Here is an 18,470-nt window from a genome sequence, read left to right as displayed (position 1 = left end):
TTTTTTCTTCATAACGCTAGTGTTTGTCGTTTACCAATTTTTATACAAAAAAGCCTATATTACTCATAAAATGAAGAGAAAAACGCCACTGGAAACCAGTGACGTTAATACTTCCTATTCAACATTAAAATAACGACCTTCAGGATGAGCAAAGACCATTGCCGAAACAGATGCTTCAGGATCCATCATATATTCTTCAGTCAAATCAATACCAATTTCCTTTGGGTCTAGTAATCGAAATAGTTTTTGTTGATCTGCTAACTCAGGGCATGCTGGATATCCAAATGAAACTCTTACACCTTGATACTTTGCCGAAAATCGGTCTTGCATTGTTAGATCAGGATCGTCAGGAATTCCTAACGAATTTCTCATTATATGATGAAGATGCTCTGCAAAAGCTTCTGCCATTTCTAAGGCCAAGGCCTGGATGAGATGACTTTTTAAGTAGTCTCCATTCTCTTTCCATTCAGTCGATAAATCTCTAACTCCTACTCCAGCAGTGACTACAAAAAATCCGACGTAGTCGATCTCGCCACTTTCTTTAGGACGAATAAAATCGGCTAAACATAAATACGGGGACTTTCTCTGACGCACAAACGTAAACCGTTCAATTTCTACCGAAGGATTGACAGGGTCAAAGATAATAATATCATTCCCCTCCGACTGAGCCGGAAAAAATTGATAGACACCTCTTGCTTGTAACAATTTCCCCTCTACAATTTCTTGAAATAATTCATCAGCTTTCTCTTTTAATTGAATCGCTTTTTCATTTCCTTCCTTAATTAAACGGCTTACTTTTCCTTTTAGGCCAAGATGTTTCCCTAGTAAAGTCTGAAAATTAATATAAGGTTTAATATGCGTTAATTTATAATCTAAAAATGAATGTTTCTTTAAATCACTAGGAATGGCAATTTTATTACTTGTTGAAACATTTGAACGACGTTCCCCAATACTATCAAGTTTTATTTCTATTTGTTCTTCACATTCATCAGCTTCTTGTATTGCTGTTTCTGTTTTCACGATTACTTTTTTGAATTTATTATCTTCATGAAAAAGACGATTAGCAATCTCTAAGCCATTCATGGCATCACTCGCGTAAAGCACGTTTCCATCATAATGTTGCTGAATTTTTGTTTCAGTAAATTTCCGTGTTAAAGCTGCTCCACCTACCAATATTGGAATAGATATTTGTTGTTCCCTTAAATCAGCAGCAGTTAAAACCATTTGTTGTGCTGATTTCACTAACAAACCCGATAAACCAATCGCATCTGGGTTTTCTTTTTTTATTGCTTCAATAAGTTGGTTAGATGTAACTTTAATTCCTAAATTAACAACTTTAAAACCGTTATTACTAAGAATGATTTCAACTAAATTTTTTCCAATATCATGGACGTCACCTTTAACTGTGGCAAGTAATATCTTCCCTTTTCCACTATCATCCTTCTTCTCCATAAATTGTTCCAAAAATTGAACAGAAGCTTTCATCACTTCAGCACTTTGCAAAACCTCAGCTACAATAAGCTCATTATTATTAAATAGCTTACCTACCTGATCCATTCCTGCCATTAACGGTCCATTTATTACTTCTAAGGGTGTGTCATATTTTTCTAAAGCCAGTTCAAGATCAGGGATTAACCCCTCTTTTGTTCCTTCAACCACATAGCTTTGAAGTCTCTCTTCTAGCGTTAGATTTAATTGAGGCTTTTTATCGTCTTTCTTTTTGCCACGATAGAACGCTGTAAATTCTGCCAAATTTTCATCTGTTGTCTCGAATAGAACTTTTTCCGCTAGAATTCGCTCTTCTTCTTTAATAGAGGCAAATCGTTCTAGCTTCTCTGTATTAACGATCGCGTAATCGAGTCCTGCTTGTGTACAATGATAGAGAAATACAGAGTTTAAAACCTCTCTTCCAACCGGTGGTAACCCGAAAGAAACATTGCTAACCCCTAGAATAATTAAGCATTGCGGCAATTTTTCTTTAATCATGCGAATTCCTTCTACTGTAGCTTTTGCAGAACCAATATATTGTTCATCACCTGTTCCTACCGGAAATACTAGTGGATCAAAAATAATATCTTGAGGCTTCACTCCATACCGTGTGACTAGTAAATCATACGATCTTAAGGCAACTTCAAGCTTACGTTCTGCAGTTACCGCCATACCAATCTCATCAATCGTTCCTACAACAACAGCTGCACCATAGCGATGAACAAGAGGTATGACACTTTCAAATCTCTCTTCACCGTCCTCTAAATTGATTGAGTTGATGACAGCTTTCCCTTGAGAGTATGTTAAAGCCCTTTCAATGACCTTTTCATCTGTTGAATCAATCATTAGTGGGACCTTGACTTTGTTGACAACGTAAGGAAGGAAGTTCTCCATATCTTCAACTTCTTCACTATCAGGGTCAGCTAAACATATATCAATAATATGAGCCCCTCTTTTAACTTGGGCCCTTGCAATTTCAGATGCCTCCTCAAATTTCCCTTCTTTAATTAATGTTTTAAATTTTCTAGAGCCGATCACATTTGTCCGTTCTCCAACAAATAGCGGGCGCATCGTTTCATCATAGATTAAGGGCTCGATTCCACTTAACGCATGAGGGTGGACACTCGCTAGTTGCCGTGGCTTTAACCCTTTTATCGCATCTCTGATTGCGCTAATATGTTCTGGAGTCGTTCCACAGCAACCACCGACAACGTTTAACCAACCATTACTAGCAAATTGTTTCAGCTTTCTCGCTAACATCTCAGGTGACTCATGATAATGACCTTCTTCATCTGGCAAACCTGCGTTTGGAAAACAAATAACTGCTGTAGATGAAAGATTTGCGAGCGAACGAAGATGATCTTGCATGAATTCAGGACCTGTTGCACAATTCAAACCTACAACAACTGGGTTCATATGTTCAATTGATAAATAGAAGGCTTCGATATTTTGTCCTGCTAACGTTGTCCCCATTGGTTCTATCGTTCCAGAAATCATTAAGGGGACCTTTTTTCCTACCTTCTCAAACGCCTTTTCGATACCTACATATGCCGCTTTAACATTTCTCGTATCTTGACTCGTTTCAACAAGGAGAACATCAACACCTCCAAGAAGAAGGCCATAGGCTTGCTGTTCATACGCTTCAATTAAATCTTCAAAAGTTGCCCCCCCTGTTACTGATAACGCTTTTGTTGTCGGCCCCATAGAACCTGCTACATAGCGTGGCCAAGCTTCAGTTGAATATTTTACAGCAGCTAGTTTGGCAATTGCTGCTGCTTTTTCGTTTATTTCGATAGCTAAATGCTGGAGATCGTAATCAGCTAAAACAATATTTGTTGCACCAAAAGTATTCGTCTCAATAATATCTGCGCCGGCTTGTAAATAAGCTTCATGAATATCTTGGATCACATTAGGTGCAGTGATATTTAAATATTCGTTACACCCTTCGTAATGTTCACCACCGAAATCTTCAGCTGTTAAATTTTTATTTTGCAACATCGTTCCCATCGCACCATCTAAAACTAATATTTCTTTTTGTAACCGTTCTTGAAATGATTGTTGTTTCATGTAATCTTTCCTTTCAGGTACTTAATTGGTTGCACTTTTTTTGCCACTTACTACCTCATTTTTCATGTTCCAATACTTTGTTAACTCGACAGTCGTTTCATACCGTAAAAAAGGAGTAATTAAATATAAGCCATTAAAATAATGATGGACTTCATCAACTAGTTCTTTTGCAATTTGTAGCCCTTCATACTGGGAGGCCTCTACATCATTTGAAACCCTCGCCATTCGTAGACGAGTTTCCTCCGTTAATTTAATACCCGGAACTTCATTATGAAGAAATTCAGCATTTCTGCTACTAGTTAATGGCATAACACCTAAATAAATCGGTGCTTTTATATGTTTGGTCGCCTCATATATTTGGCCTACTTGCTCTTTTGAAAATACTGGTTGACTTAAAAAGTAGTCAGCTCCACACTCAAGCTTTTTCTCCATTCTCTGAACCATTTTCTCAATATGCTTCACATTAGGATTAAAGGCAGCACCCACAGAAAAATTCGTTTTTTCTCCTAAATCTTTACCCGAGAAAGAAACCCCCTGATTCATCTGCTTAATTAAACGAATTAAATCAAATGAAGCAAGATCGTACACTGATGTCGCCCCCGGAAAATCACCAATTTTAGTTGGGTCACCTGTTACAGCTAGCAACTCGTCAATGCCAAGAGTGTGTAATCCCATTAAATGTGATTGCAAACCAATTAAATTGCGGTCACGACATGTAATGTGAACGAGTGGCCTGACGTTATATTCTCTTTTAATAATCGATGCTAATGACAAGTTACATATTCGCGGTGAAGCCAGTGAATTATCTGCTAATGTAACAGCATCAACACCCGCTTCCCTTAAATTCCTTGAACCTTCAAAAAAACGCTCAGTATTCAACTTTTTTGGTGGATCTAACTCGACGATTACTGATTTTTTCCTTTTGGCAATACTAGAGAGCCTTTCATGTTGCTCTTTTTGAAGAATAATGACAGACTGCTTAGGTTTAACTTTTATTTGCTTTTCATTGATCGGCTTTTCGTCTTTCACTGCCTTGGCAACTGCTCTTATGTGATCAGGCGTCGTGCCACAACAGCCACCAATAAGTCGAATACCCTCTTCGACAAATGCTTTGGCACTATCACCGAAGTATTTAGGGTTCGTTTGATAAACTAAGCGACCATCTTTGTAATCTGGTAAACTCGCATTTGGATAAGCTGATAAGAATGCCTTGTTTAATAGTGGCACTTCTTCGAATGATTGTAGCATATGAAAAGGACCCATTCGACAATTCATTCCTACTACATCTGCACCAAAATCCTCTAAAGCCGTTAAGGCTGCTTTTAATGGTATACCACCATGTAGTACTCCAACTTCATCTAACGAAACATGGGCAATAATAGGCAAATTCGTATTTTTTCTAGCTATTTTTAAACACGCTGAAAGCTCTTCAAAGTCATAGAATGTTTCTAGTAATAATCCATCAACCTCAGATTCAAGGAGACTATTCATTTGCTCTTCAAAACTACCGATGATATCAGCTATTGAATGAGCTCTTTTTTGAAAACCTCTAATTCCACCAATCGTACCTAACAAGTAAGCTTCTTGATTAGTAATAACCTTCTTTGCACAATTTACCGCGGCTTTATTTATCTTTGCAACTTTATCCTCTAAACCGTAGCGTGACAGTTTTATTTTATTTGCTGCATATGTGTTTGTTTGAATGAGCTGAGCCCCCGCCTGAAGATATGCTTGATGAACTTCTTGAACCTTTGACGGATCAGTCAAATTCAATTCTTCAAAACAACGATCTAGTCCTTTTAAGTACAGAAATGTTCCAATAGCTCCGTCTCCAATTAACGTCCTCGTTTTCATTTCATGCAAAAAACTCATTTGTATCTTCCTTTCTATTAGAGCTAGAACATTATTCTTAGTTTATTTAGCATTTAATGCCTGTTGGAAATCGTCAATTAAGTCATTTACATCTTCTAAACCTACAGAAAGTCTTAATAAACCGTCAGTGATGCCTCGTTTTAATCGCTCTTGTTCAGGCATAGAGCCGTGGGACATCGTTGCCGGGTATGAAAGGATTGTTTCAACTGCTCCTAAACTGACAGCAAAAACAGGTAACTTTACATTTTCAACAAAGTCTTTTGCATTTTTCTTTGTTGGGAATTCAAACGATAAGACCGCTCCATGACTAGTAGCTTGTTGTTCCTGAATACTTCTACCAGGATGGTTAGGAAGTCCAGGATAATATACGGCTTTTACTTCTTTTCTCTCGCTTAGCCATTTAGCAATTGTTAAGGCGGCTAAGGAACTAGCATTCATCCTGACTTGTAATGTTTTTAAGCCTCGCAATACTAACCAACTATCTTGAACACCTAAGATGGCCCCAAAAGAATTTTGTAAAAACGCAAGTTGTCTACCAAGTTCTTCATCTTTAACAATAGCAAGACCTGCTACAACATCACTATGCCCTCCTAAAAATTTCGTAGCACTGTGAAGCACAACATCAACACCCAAATCTAGCGGTTTTTGGAACACTGGTGTTAGAAACGTATTATCACAAAACGTTAAACAATTGTGAGCTTTCGCAATTCCAACAATCGCTTTTATATCTGTTATTTTTAATGTAGGGTTAGAAGGCGTTTCAATATAAATCAATTTTGTATTTGCTCGAATTTTGCTTTCAACTTCAGTTTCATTTGTCATGTCAACAAATGTGTGTTCGATACCAAATTTTATAAGGATCTGGGTAACGAAACGATACGTTCCGCCATAAACATCTTCAGTAATTAACACGTGATCGCCCTTTGAAAGAAGCATAAATGCAGTTGAAATAGCAGCCATTCCTGACGAAAAGGCAAAACCACGTGTTCCACCCTCCAACTGCGCGATGACTTCTTCAAGAGCTTTGCGAGTCGGATTAGCCCCTCTTGCATAATCGTATTCACCAAACTCATCGAAGGAAAATTGGTGAAATGTAGACGAATGATGAATTGGCACACTTACGGCACCAGTTTGTTGATCGACTTTATGGTTATTGTGCAAGAGTTTTGTTTGGATATGGTATTGATCAGCCAATGTTAGCTCCCCCTTCGATACATGCCAATGCTTGCGTCAAGTCATCAATTAAATCTTCTTTATTTTCAACACCTACGGAAAAACGTAAAAGTCTTTTACAGACTCCAAACTTTTCACGAACATCCTCTGGAATATCGGCGTGCGTTTGGGTTGTAGGATACGTCATTAAACTTTCTACGCCACCAAGACTTTCTGCAAAGGTAATTAGCTTCAAATTTTGTAATAGTTTATTTACAGATTTAGGATCTTTGATCCTAAAAGACAGCATTCCCCCACGACCTGGGTATAAAACATCTGTAACCAGTGGATGCTCTGTTAAAAAACTGGCCACTACTTTTGCATTTTCTTCGTGCTTCTCCATTCTTAAAGCCAACGTTTTCAACCCTCTAATTAATAACCAAGAGTCAAACGGGGATAATGTCGCACCAATACCATTATGGAAAAAGCCAATCCTTTCAGAAAGACCATCACCTTTTGCAACAATCAGACCTGCTAAAACATCATTGTGGCCACCTAAATATTTCGTTGCACTATGAATTACTATATTTGCCCCCTCTTCAATTGGCCTTTGAATATAAGGGGTATAAAATGTATTATCGACAATTAGTAACAGTTCATATTTTTTTGAAATATCACTTACTCTAGTAATACTCAACTCTTGCATTAGTGGATTTGTAGGAGTTTCAATAAAGATTGCTTTCGTAGCTTTAGTAACCAAAGCTTCCAACTGTTCGAAATTGACTCCATCCCAATATCGGAAGTTCACACCCCAATGTTTCCAGCCTTGTTCAAACAGGCGATACGTCCCCCCATATAAATCCTGGCAAACAATAATTTCATCTCCTTGTTTGAATATAGACATAACGGTTTGAATTGCAGCCATCCCTGAACTGCATGCAAAACCGCGATCCCCACCTTCTAATAAAGCAATCCCTTCTTCTAAAATATGTCGGGTCGGATTTCCAGTCCTACTATAGTCATATCCTGTTGACTGACCAATTCCTTCATGACGATAGGCTGTTGAAAAATAAACCGGTGGATTAACCGTACCTGTTTTTGTATCACTTCTATTACCTAACTGTACTAACTGCGTTTCAAGATGCTTAAATCCCATATTCTCCACCCCTTTAAATTAACGCTTTAAATGACTAAAAATTAACTAAATAAAAAGACTTCTTCTAAATTAAGAAGAAGTCACTGATAGCAGTTTCCTTCTTCTTATCTTTCAAGTTTTGAAAAACTTGATGGATTTAGCACCTGACCACTATAGGCTGGTTGCTGAGATTTCATAGGGCCACTTCCCTCCATCTCTCTCGATAAGAATTAAACGAATTATATGAATTTTTATTTTATATTGATTATTAAACTACACTATTTCGAGAGCAAATGCAACTCTTTTTGCGAAATAGGTTTTAAAACATTAATAAATAGACTATTATCGCCAATTAAAAATAACCTTAAAACAACTTTTTACTTTTTTAGAAGATGTCGCTGAATTCCCTTGAACAAGCCTCTAAAATAGTTAGAGTTTTGAAGAAAGCGAAAGGCAGCGACTTTTCATTGAAGATGGTGTTTTTTATTGCGGTTGTGCATCTATTTGTAACCCTTCTTCATTTCCACAGACACATCGTTTAAACCCAGTTTCATAATTCCCATCCCTATTTAATTTACCGCGCAAAATAAACTTCTCGCCACAATCATAGCACCTTACAGTTACCTTATACCTTTGTTTAGGTTCTAACAATACTTTCACCTCTTTAACACACTTCTGTCTATAGACTATTTATACCCTATTTTTGGCGTTTTTTTCACTATTGGAAATCTTTTTTTACTGTTTTTCGTTAGCTAGTTTAACTTTCTTTAACGCTAGCCACCATAAGAAAATCATAAACGGCAACATCATATACACCCAATAATTAGAAACAAAAAGAATATAATCATACATACCATGCAATAACCACGGTATTAGGAAGGCAAATAACAAAAGCTTTTTCTCATTACTTTTATTACTAAACTTAGCCTTACCAAAGTAATAACCCATAATAACACCGAATAACGCATGCCCTGAAACTGGCAACAACGCTCGAACTAATGCGAGATCGACTCCATATCCATAAGCGACCAGATAAAAAATATTTTCCATCGTAGCAAATCCTAACGAAACACTAACGCCATAGACAATCCCATCGTAATGTTGATTGAACTCGGCGTGTTTGTATGCAGTATAAAATAAGATAAACCACTTAAAAAACTCCTCAAATAAAGCTGCAGAAATAAAGGCTTGTGAAAGTGTATTTATTAAGTACCCCTCTTCTTGAAAGGCATATTGAATAACCAGCACTGGAAACACTAATAAAGCTCCAAAAATAAAGCTTCTAAATACCATGCCAAGAGGCTCAGAATTATATTTATCTTTTAAATAAAAAAAACAAAGTAGAGCTAGGCTAGGAGCTAAACTTGCAAAAATGATACTAACCATTACAACTAGGTTCCTCTCTCTCTTTTTTCTAATGGTAACATGTATCTTAGTTAGATGAGAAGTAAAAAAACATAGACTTTACTCTATGTTTTTTACTCTCATTCAAATTTTTCTTTAACTTGTTCATTTGCTAATAATAAAACAATTAGTTTAATCCTAGCTTTCTTACTATCTAAGTCCCCACCTAAGATAACACCCGCTTTAACTAAGTCATAGGCACTTCCTAAATATTCATAAGTTGGATACACATAGCCCTCTTCACTAGCAGTGGTAATTAAAATGTATATTCCTTTGCTTAACGCTTCACCAATCGCCTCCATCATGAGAGGCGAAACTTGCCCACGGCCCGTACCTTCTAAAATAATTCCACACGTTTTTGACTCGATTGAAGCTCTTAAAAATTTATCATCTGCATTTAAATAACTCATAATGATATCTACATTAGGAATTTCTCTAGGACTTTCAATTTTATAAAATTCGCGGTTAGCCGGTTTTTGATATAAATAAACTTTATCGTTATCAATAATACCTAGATAACCAAAGCCAAAGGCATTAAACCCTTGGATATTTGAAGCGTGTTCTTTCTTCACGTATTTCGCAGCGAATATACGTTCATTAAAAACAACGACTGTTCCAACACCTTTTAATTGGTGATCACATGCTGTATAAATAGCATGTCGTAAATTAATATAAGAGTCACTTCCAATTTCATCGGGAGCGCGTTGTGAACCTGTAATAACAATTGGTCGTTCATCAGCAATGACCAAGTCCAAAAAGTATGCCGTTTCCTCCAACGAATCAGTTCCATGAGTGATGACAATCCCGTCAATTTTGCTATTTTTAAAAATTTCGTCTATCTTTACTTTTATATCTAATAAATCTGCAATTGTAATATGCATACTCGGCTTTTGAAGGATAGAAATGACTTCAACCTCAATATCATTTGGTATTCCACAAATTTTGGCTAGTTCATTTCCTGTTAATTCCCCTGCAACAAGTCTACCTTCTTTATTAGGTTTACTTGCAATTGTACCCCCAGTGGCTAATAACACTACTTTTTTCATTGACCCACAACCTCTTTTATTGATTTCATACCGCTTCTAATTATAGCAAAGAGTGAAAATAAGGTAAAATTACACCTCACTGAGATTAAGAATTATAAGTTTGAGATACTTTCATGAATTCCATAATTCAATATTTATCGCCATTAAGATACTATATTTAGTTGGGTAAAGTCGCCACAACTAAACATAGTTTGATATGGCTCGTTTTTGATAATTATGAAAATCATTCACTTATCTTCAAAAAAAATGAAATTGAAACTGCAAAGTCATCAGTCTCAATCTCATTTTCATCATCTTCAATAAAGCTATAAATACACTAAACGTCAAACTAATATTAAACACTTCTCTATTTGATTAGATCCACCCTCTAAAGCGTGAGGCTTCTGCCATTTTACGAACACCAACCATGTACGCTGCCAAACGCATATCTACCTTACGAGAACCTGAAAGTCGGTAAACATTTTCAAATGATGTGACCATCACCTTTTCTAACTTTGTCTCAACTTCTTCTTCTGTCCAATAGAAGCCCTGATTATTTTGAACCCATTCAAAATAAGAAACTGTTACGCCTCCAGCACTAGCTAACACGTCTGGAACTAACAGAATGCCACGGTCAGTTAACACCTTTGTAGCTTCTAATGTGGTCGGCCCATTGGCAGCTTCAACGACGATTTGAGCTTTAATGTTGTGAACATTTTCTTCTGTAATTTGATTTTCAATTGCAGCTGGTACTAAAATGTCACAATCCAACTCTAATAGTTCTTTATTTGAAATTGTATCTTTAAATAACTTCGTTACCGTTCCAAAGCTATCACGACGATCTAGTAAATATTCAATGTCCAATCCTTCTGGATCGTGGAGTGCACCGTAAGCGTCTGATATACCAATTACTTTAGCACCGGCATCGTGCATAAACTTCGCTAGAAAGCTCCCTGCATTTCCGAACCCTTGGATGACAACTCGTGCTCCTTCAATAGGAATACCTTTCTTTTTCGCAGCTTCACGAATACAAATGGTTACACCTTTTGCAGTTGCTGTTTCTCTGCCGTGGGACCCCCCTAGTACAATTGGTTTTCCGGTAATGAAACCCGGTGAATCAAACTCTTTAATTCTGCTATATTCATCCATCATCCATGCCATAATTTGCGAATTTGTAAAAACATCTGGAGCTGGGATATCTTTTGTAGGGCCCACAATCTGACTTATTGCTCGTACATAACCTCGACTTAATCTCTCTAATTCACGGAAAGACATTTCACGTGGGTCACAAATAATTCCACCCTTACCACCGCCGTATGGTAAATCAACGATTCCAGCTTTTAAACTCATCCAGATAGAAAGAGCTTTTACTTCTTTTTCTGTAACATCAGGGTGGAACCGAACGCCACCCTTTGTAGGACCAACAGCATCATTATGTTGAGCACGATAACCTGTAAAAATCCTAATTGAGTCATCATCCATTCGAACTGGAATTCGCACAGTCAACAACCTTAGTGGTTCTTTCATTAATTCATATACTTCATCAGAGTAACCTAGCTTATCTAGTGCCAGTTTAATTACAGTTTGTGTTGATTTTAAAACATCTGTTGATTCTAGATTATGATCCGTGTTACTTGCCATCAATCTCACCTCAAATTGTTTTCTCTATCTATAATTTATTTTATGAAAGCACTTACAAGTCTACTATAAAGAATTACGACCGTTTTTTCCACTATACTTTCACATTTTCGAAAAATATTTTTAAAATTACCTATTTACTTTTTCTTTTTTTACTTTTAAAACCGATCAAAAAAAGGTAACTCAATTTCCGATCATCGAGTTACCTAATTTCTGGTATCTATATTATTTTTGTAAAGATAGTTGGACTAACTTTTCGATCATGTCTTCATAAGACAATCCAATTTCTCTAGCAGCATCTGGGTAAAGGCTTGTTGGAGTCATTCCTGGTAAGGTGTTTACTTCTAAAATTACTGGCTGAGAGCCATCATTCGGGACAATAAAATCGACTCTCGAATAAATATCACAGCCTAAAGCTACATGTGCAAGCACTGACTGTTCTTGTAATAATTTTGTTGTTTCATCACTAACTCTAGCTGGAACAATATGTTCACTCATTCCAGGAGCGTATTTTGACTCATAATCATAGAAGGCATTTTTAGGAACAATTTCTACGATTGGTAATGCCTTAACATCACCCTTATTGCCCATTACCGCAACTGTCACTTCTTTACCTGAAATAAATTCTTCTAAAAGGACTACGTCATCGTGTATAAATGCCGCATCAATGCCCTCTAAAAGTTCTTTTTCATTTTGAGCAATTGTTAAACCAATAGTAGATCCTTCGTGGTTCGGTTTAACAACAACTGGATATGATAATTCGTGTGAAAAATTGGCTCGAACAAATAAGTGCCTTTCCACGAGCTTTTCATTTGCAACACGAATTCCTTTTAGTGCAAACATTTTTTTCGATCTAGCTTTATCCATCGCTAAAGCAGAGCCAAGTACGTTAGAACCGACATAGGGAGTTTTCAATAAATCCAACAACCCTTGAACTCTACCATCTTCACCAAGTCTTCCATGTAATCCAATAAAAAATAAATCAACATCTAAATCCATAATCTGACGCAAACACTCTTTGGTTCCCTGAAAGTCAATACCAATGACTTCATGTTTTTTTTTCTTTAGTGCTTCAATAATCCCTTTTCCACTAGACAAGGATACTTCTCTCTCGGCAGACGTACCACCATAAAGTACACATATTTTCATTACTCTAAATCACTCCCACAACTGATTATGTAAATTAGTATATTCGCCTAAATTTAAATTGTGTCTTTTTTCCATTCCATACATTATGAACAAATACAAAAAGATCAATTCGGCCAAAAAAGCAATTAATTTAAATCTGAAAGCTACTTTATCTATGATAACATTGTAGGTAAAAAAATCAATTCTAAAGATAACAGTGAAAGAAGTTAGGCAATTTTTTCATTCAGGGTTGAGAGCGGAAAATCATGTTTTGTATTAGAAAAAACCTCAAGATGAGGTTTTTGGTCATTATTTTAATGAATTTCATAATTCTATATTATCGCCATTTAGATACTATATGTAGTTGCGTAAAACCACTCGCTACTACATATAGTTTGATATGGCTCCTTTTTGGTAATTATGAAATTCACTCATTTATAAAAAGTTTTATATATTTGTTCTATAGCATTGTTATCGATAATTTCTTTCGCGTATTCAATTAAACGAAAAATAGTTATTGTCGATGGATTGCCGAACTCTGATAAGAGAGCAATAAATGCATCCATATCAACTCCAAATAAATCTTTTTCCTCAAAAGTTAAAAAATAATTATTTTCGAAATAAAGTAAACACCCAGTTGAAACACCAAAACTTATCAGTCTAGGGGATAATGATATGACATCTTCAATGTTTTGGAATTCGTAAATAATTTCTTCACTTTCATCTAACGTCACTTGCATTTCAATATAGCCATCATCAAACTCTTCTTCTATATCATCATCTTTTTTGGATTTTGTAACGATGATAACCATTCCTTGAGCTGGTAAAGAAAACACTTCAATTGCAATTGGACCGTCTGCTTCAAATCCTAATTCATCACTAGCCTCAAGCATCATATCTCTAAAAAGTTGATGTACTTTAGGAATGTCTTGCCACATTTCTTCCTTAGTTATTCCACGTTCACTGAGATCATCAAAGGTAAGAAAAATTTTTATTTTATCAAAATTAAGCCTCTCTAAGCGCATATTTTTTCCCCTCCTTTTTACACAGTTAGAAAACTCGGCTTTTTGTTAATTTAGCATAAACCTTCTAAAATTCACTTGATTGAAACTAGTTATTAGATTGTTTATCTTGATAGCAAATAAAAGCAACAATCTTTTATCCACTAAATGAAATTCTCACTGTATATAGATAATATTAAGATATGAAAAAGGTTGGCAATAGGTTCATTTAAAATAACACTAATTTAATTAACATCACGTTTTTAAAAGTCTTTCTCTCAACCATTCATCCCAGTCATCTTTGGTTGAACCAACCAGGAATCTGCTATACTCTTCTCTTTTACGCTTGGATAAATGCTCAACCGCTTTACCTCCAAGGCCAATGTGTAATGTTGTCTTATACTTATGGAGATCACTAATGACTGCTAACGTCTCTAATAAATTTTCAACAATTGTACAAGATAAGAAAATATATTTAGCTTCAATTTCTTCAATTACTGACTTCAAGTCTTCATTAGGAATGCCCGTCCCTAAATAAATCACTTCGAAGCCCTTTCTTCGTAAATATAAAGTGAAAATTAATAAGCCTAATTCATGACGTTCACTCGGGCCACAAACCGCAACGACTTTTGGTAACAACGGGTCAACCCGGAGGTTATTAAAAATCATTCCAATTCTCGTTCTTAAATATTGAGTAGCATAATGCTCATGGGCTACAGTAATCTGATTACTTTCCCACGCTTCACCAATCTCGATTAAGACTGGTCCAATAATATCAAGTAATACTTTTTCAACAGTAAATACACTAAAAGCTTCATCCAAAATAGAATTTGCGCTTGTTTCACGAAAGCTTAATAAGCTTGCTTTTAACTCAACAGCAAGTGTATGTAATCTATCTGTGTATTGTAATTCTGCTTGCGAATCTAAGTTAACGCTCCCTTTTTCAAGAAGACCAACCGCCTGTCCGATAGTAAATCCTTTATTAACTTTATCTAATAGCCAACGTAAAATAGCTACATGTTCGTCAGTATATAAGCGATGCCCAGAGTCATTACGAATTGGCTCAATAATATTATATCTTCTCTCCCAGGCTCTTAAAGTTCCAGGTTGTATCCCCAGCATATTTGAAATTGCTTTAATATTATATTTTGCTTTATCATTTGCCATCATCTTTAGCCCCCAAACACTTTCACGACGAAATAAACTATAATTAAGTATATACATAAAACAGACACTGTGTAAAATTTGTATAACCTTTGTTAAATAGATTAGTTTTTTCTTAATGTGATGACATGAGCCTCTGCCGGTGCGCATAGTCTTAGGGGGAGCCAAGTCGTACCATAACCGTTACTCACGAGAATAAATAAGTCATCTCGTAAATTTGCTAAACCGGCCTTCTCAGTAATCCCCCATCCAAAGAGCCTTATTTGCCCTCCATGAGTATGGCCACTTAAAATTAACTTAATTTTTGAGTTTTCTGGAACTTCATTTTTTATATCGGGATTATGACTTACTAAAATTTGAAATCCATTCTCACAACCATGTAAGGCTTTTTCCAGGTTATCGAGTTGCTGACCATAATCATCTACTCCAATTAAAAAAACGGAATCGCTTCCACCTTTAATTTCTGTTGACTTATTAACCAGTGGCCTCACTCCTTCACGCTTAAACAAGGCTTGTAATTTGAATTGATCAATCTCATAGTCATTATTTCCCCATACAAAGTAGGTTGGCGCAATAGCTGTAAGGGCCTTTATATTTTTTTCAATTCGAGAAAGAGGCACTCCTTTTTCAGCTAAATCACCACCAATAATAATCATATCGACACTACCGCTAATTTGTTTTAAGATTACATCACTAACTTTTCGGTGGTGAATATCCGAAATAAAAAAAAGCTTCATTCCACAGAGGTGGCTTGGAAAGCTCGAAAATGATAACTCTGTATATGTAATTCTATTTTTCCGACCTTCAAGCCACATATACAATAGGAAGAATAGCAAAATCACACCGATTATTCCTAATATTATTAGTTCCACAACTTTTCCTCCTAATAAGCTTAGCTATTAAAATAGCGACTTTTCCGTTGAGTATTAGCATCCATTATACCATAAAATAGGGAAAATCCAATTGCGGCTAGTGCCACCACTATACTCTGAAAACCAATATAAATGAAGATCGAGGCTATTAAGACGATCCATAGCCATTCTTTGGACAACCGATTTTTTTTCATTTGCTCGCAGATTTCTGTGATAACCCTTGCAATTGCTAAAAAGCCAAGGATAAATAGAAGTATAGCCCCAAACCATTTAAAAGGTTCAAAAACTAACTTTTGCAAAAGTATTTGCTGCGAATAACGTTCAAAAGTAGGAAACATATTTACGGAGGTTTTCAAAAACCAAAAGCCTACTATCAAAAAAAACAATCGCTTCTTCACCGAAACAACTCCTCACTAGAAAGAAATACCTTTGTTACATTCTTATTCCTAGAATCAATAATTCATTATATATAGCTGTGAAGTAAATTGTTAATAATAAGACTGGTGTGAACTGTTTTACTTAAAAGAGATTGGAGGAAAACAAATGAAAGACTTTGAAATTGAGGATATTCGAGAAAATCAAGAAATTATCGAAGAAATTACACAGTTAGAAAAAAAGATCGCTCGGCAACTCGGTAAACACGTAGCATTAATTGCCTATACTGAAGATGATGAGGTAAATTAAGAAAAAGACTATCCCATAAGTTTCTCTTCACCTCATAGCTTATTCTATAGAATGTTTGTTTACGATCTATAGAGTAGTAACTGAGGTGACTGATCATTTGCTTATGGGATGGTCTCTTTTGTCATTTTAAAATAAGCCGATTGCCTTACCATCTTCAGCAACATCCATTCGTAAGGCTGCTGGTTGCTTTGGTAATCCAGGCATTGTCATTACATCGCCAGTTAAGGCCACGATAAACCCCGCTCCGATAGACGGCCGCAATTCACGAACCGTAATCGTAAATCCCTCTGGTCTACCAAGTCGAGTTGGAATATCTGATAAAGAATATTGAGTTTTAGCCATACAAATTGGCAACTCCCCCCAACCTTCTTTTTCAAACTGCGTTATTTGTTTTAAAGCCTTAGGAGAAAAATCAACCCCTCTAGCTCCATATACCTTTTTCGCAATTTTTTCAATTTTTTCTTGTATTGAAGTGTTCAACGGATAAAGATGTTCGAAATGATTTTCTTCTTCTTCAATTAATGAAACAACCTTTTCTGCTAGTGCTTCTGCACCTTCGCCACCTTTCTCCCACACTTCAGTAAGCACTGCTTCAACACCGTGTTCTTTACATAACTGCTGTAAAGCCACCACTTCTTCATCAGAATCTGTAATAAATTTATTGACAGCTACGACTAATGGCAAACCAAACGTTTTAATAGTTTCGATATGTTTAAGTAAATTGTCGATTCCACGTCTTACTGCGTCAACATTCTCCATCTTTAGTTCGTCTTTTGGAACGCCACCATGCATTTTCAAAGCTCTAATTGTAGCTACCACAACAACAAGACTAGGTTTAATGTTAGCGTATCTTGCTTTAATATTTAAGAACTTCTCAGCACCTAAGTCCGCTCCAAAACCAGCTTCTGTTACGACATAGTCAGCAAGCTTTGCTGCCATTTTGGTTGCAATGATACTGTTACAACCATGGGCAATATTAGCAAATGGTCCACCATGGATAATTGCTGGGGTATTTTCAAGGGTTTGTACTAAGTTAGGTTTCAAGGCTTCTTTTAACAATAACGTTAACGCTCCTTCAACACCTAAATCTTTAACCGTTACTGGCTGTTGCTCAAAGTTATAGGCAACAACGATTTTTGAAAGTTTTTCTTTTAATTCTTTTAAATTATTAGCTAAACAGAGGATCGCCATAATTTCAGAAGCTACGGTTATATCGAAACCACTTTCACGGGGGACGCCTTGAATTGGTCCGCCTAGTCCAACAACAACTTGTCTGAGCGCTCGATCATTTAGATCGACTACTCGTTTCCAAACTACCCTTCTTACATCGATGTTCAATTGATTGCCTTGATGAATATGGTTATCTAATAATGCTGCTAATGCATTGTGTGCTGTTGTAATCGCATGAAAATCACCTGTGAAATGGAGGTTTATATCTTCCATCGGAACTACTTGAGAATACCCTCCTCCAGCTGCTCCACCTTTAATACCCATACATGGCCCTAAAGAAGGTTCTCTAAGTGCAATAATTGAATTTTTCCCTATTTTAGATAAGCCTTGACCGAGACCGACTGTTACCGTCGATTTCCCTTCACCAGCAGGAGTAGGAGTAATCGCCGTAACTAAAACGACTTTACCGTCTTGTTTGTTATGTAAGCGATCTAATACTTCCAGTGATAATTTTGCTTTATATTTTCCGTAAGGCTCCCAATCGTCTTTCGTTAAATCAAGGTTTCCCACGATTTCCTCAATTGGTTTCATCGTACACTCTTGAGCAATTTCTATGTCTGATTTTACTTCATTCATTTTACAGCCCCCTAGTATTTATTTTCCCTTATGA

The 18,470-nt window shown here is 36.2% G+C and carries 15 protein-coding genes and 1 riboswitch; of the genes, 1 reads left to right on the top strand and 14 read right to left on the bottom strand.

Annotated elements, in window-relative coordinates; translation table 11 throughout:
- Nucleotides 1-114: 114 nt before the first annotated feature.
- From metH to ACK4M9_RS15390, 13 genes are all read right to left on the bottom strand, one after another.
- Nucleotides 115-3,555, bottom strand: a complete 3,441-nt coding sequence (metH, locus tag ACK4M9_RS15450; protein ID WP_409852392.1) for a methionine synthase — start codon at nt 3,553-3,555, stop codon at nt 115-117.
- A 21-nt stretch (nt 3,556-3,576) separates the two neighbouring features.
- On the bottom strand, nt 3,577-5,427 hold the full coding sequence (locus tag ACK4M9_RS15445) for a bifunctional homocysteine S-methyltransferase/methylenetetrahydrofolate reductase (RefSeq protein WP_409852389.1): 1,851 nt from the start codon (nt 5,425-5,427) through the stop codon (nt 3,577-3,579).
- 42 nt (nt 5,428-5,469) lie between these two features.
- Nucleotides 5,470-6,621 (bottom strand): cystathionine beta-lyase, encoded by a 1,152-nt coding sequence (metC, locus tag ACK4M9_RS15440; protein ID WP_409852386.1) that lies wholly within the window; start codon nt 6,619-6,621, stop codon nt 5,470-5,472.
- Nucleotides 6,614-7,735 carry a methionine biosynthesis PLP-dependent protein gene (locus ACK4M9_RS15435; RefSeq protein ID WP_409852384.1) on the bottom strand — a complete coding sequence of 374 codons (1,122 nt, stop codon included), beginning with the start codon at nt 7,733-7,735 and terminating at the stop codon, nt 6,614-6,616. The genes metC and ACK4M9_RS15435 overlap by 8 nt, the downstream gene beginning before the upstream one ends.
- A 101-nt stretch (nt 7,736-7,836) precedes the next feature.
- A riboswitch (SAM riboswitch) is annotated at nt 7,837-7,944 on the bottom strand.
- Between the two features lie 253 nt (nt 7,945-8,197).
- A complete protein-coding gene (locus ACK4M9_RS15430; protein ID WP_409852381.1) occupies nt 8,198-8,365 on the bottom strand; it encodes a hypothetical protein in 168 nt (55 codons plus the stop codon).
- Nucleotides 8,366-8,449: 84 nt separating this feature from the next.
- The gene (gene prsW / locus ACK4M9_RS15425; RefSeq protein WP_409852380.1) at nt 8,450-9,100 is read right to left on the bottom strand and encodes a glutamic-type intramembrane protease PrsW; all 651 of its coding nucleotides are present in this window, start codon (nt 9,098-9,100) and stop codon (nt 8,450-8,452) included.
- A 98-nt stretch (nt 9,101-9,198) separates the two neighbouring features.
- Nucleotides 9,199-10,164, bottom strand: a complete 966-nt coding sequence (locus ACK4M9_RS15420; RefSeq protein ID WP_409852378.1) for an asparaginase — start codon at nt 10,162-10,164, stop codon at nt 9,199-9,201.
- Between the two features lie 354 nt (nt 10,165-10,518).
- The gene (locus tag ACK4M9_RS15415; RefSeq protein ID WP_409852376.1) at nt 10,519-11,784 is read right to left on the bottom strand and encodes a Glu/Leu/Phe/Val family dehydrogenase; all 1,266 of its coding nucleotides are present in this window, start codon (nt 11,782-11,784) and stop codon (nt 10,519-10,521) included.
- A gap of 222 nt (nt 11,785-12,006) precedes the next feature.
- On the bottom strand, nt 12,007-12,930 hold the full coding sequence (locus ACK4M9_RS15410; RefSeq protein ID WP_409852373.1) for a D-alanine--D-alanine ligase family protein: 924 nt from the start codon (nt 12,928-12,930) through the stop codon (nt 12,007-12,009).
- 410 nt (nt 12,931-13,340) lie between these two features.
- On the bottom strand, nt 13,341-13,934 hold the full coding sequence (locus tag ACK4M9_RS15405; RefSeq protein WP_409852371.1) for a genetic competence negative regulator: 594 nt from the start codon (nt 13,932-13,934) through the stop codon (nt 13,341-13,343).
- Nucleotides 13,935-14,165: 231 nt separating this feature from the next.
- A complete protein-coding gene (locus ACK4M9_RS15400; protein WP_409852623.1) occupies nt 14,166-15,077 on the bottom strand; it encodes a MerR family transcriptional regulator in 912 nt (303 codons plus the stop codon).
- Nucleotides 15,078-15,178: 101 nt separating this feature from the next.
- Entirely contained in the window at nt 15,179-15,946 is a 768-nt protein-coding gene (locus ACK4M9_RS15395; protein WP_409852369.1) for a metallophosphoesterase, read from the bottom strand.
- A gap of 20 nt (nt 15,947-15,966) precedes the next feature.
- On the bottom strand, nt 15,967-16,344 hold the full coding sequence (locus tag ACK4M9_RS15390) for a hypothetical protein (RefSeq protein WP_409852367.1): 378 nt from the start codon (nt 16,342-16,344) through the stop codon (nt 15,967-15,969).
- Nucleotides 16,345-16,489: 145 nt separating this feature from the next.
- On the opposite strand from ACK4M9_RS15390, the gene ACK4M9_RS15385 reads away from it, so the two are divergent.
- Nucleotides 16,490-16,630, top strand: coding sequence for a hypothetical protein (locus tag ACK4M9_RS15385; RefSeq protein WP_409852365.1), 141 nt, complete (start codon nt 16,490-16,492; stop codon nt 16,628-16,630).
- A 126-nt stretch (nt 16,631-16,756) separates the two neighbouring features.
- On the opposite strand, the gene ACK4M9_RS15380 is transcribed toward ACK4M9_RS15385, so the two are convergent.
- A complete protein-coding gene (locus ACK4M9_RS15380; protein WP_409852364.1) occupies nt 16,757-18,436 on the bottom strand; it encodes a formate--tetrahydrofolate ligase in 1,680 nt (559 codons plus the stop codon).
- Nucleotides 18,437-18,470 lie beyond the last annotated feature (34 nt).

Origin of the sequence: Anaerobacillus sp., from assembly GCF_046314235.1 — a bacterium.
GTDB lineage: Bacteria > Bacillota > Bacilli > Bacillales > Anaerobacillaceae > Anaerobacillus.
This window is presented reverse-complemented; position numbering and strand designations above follow the sequence as displayed.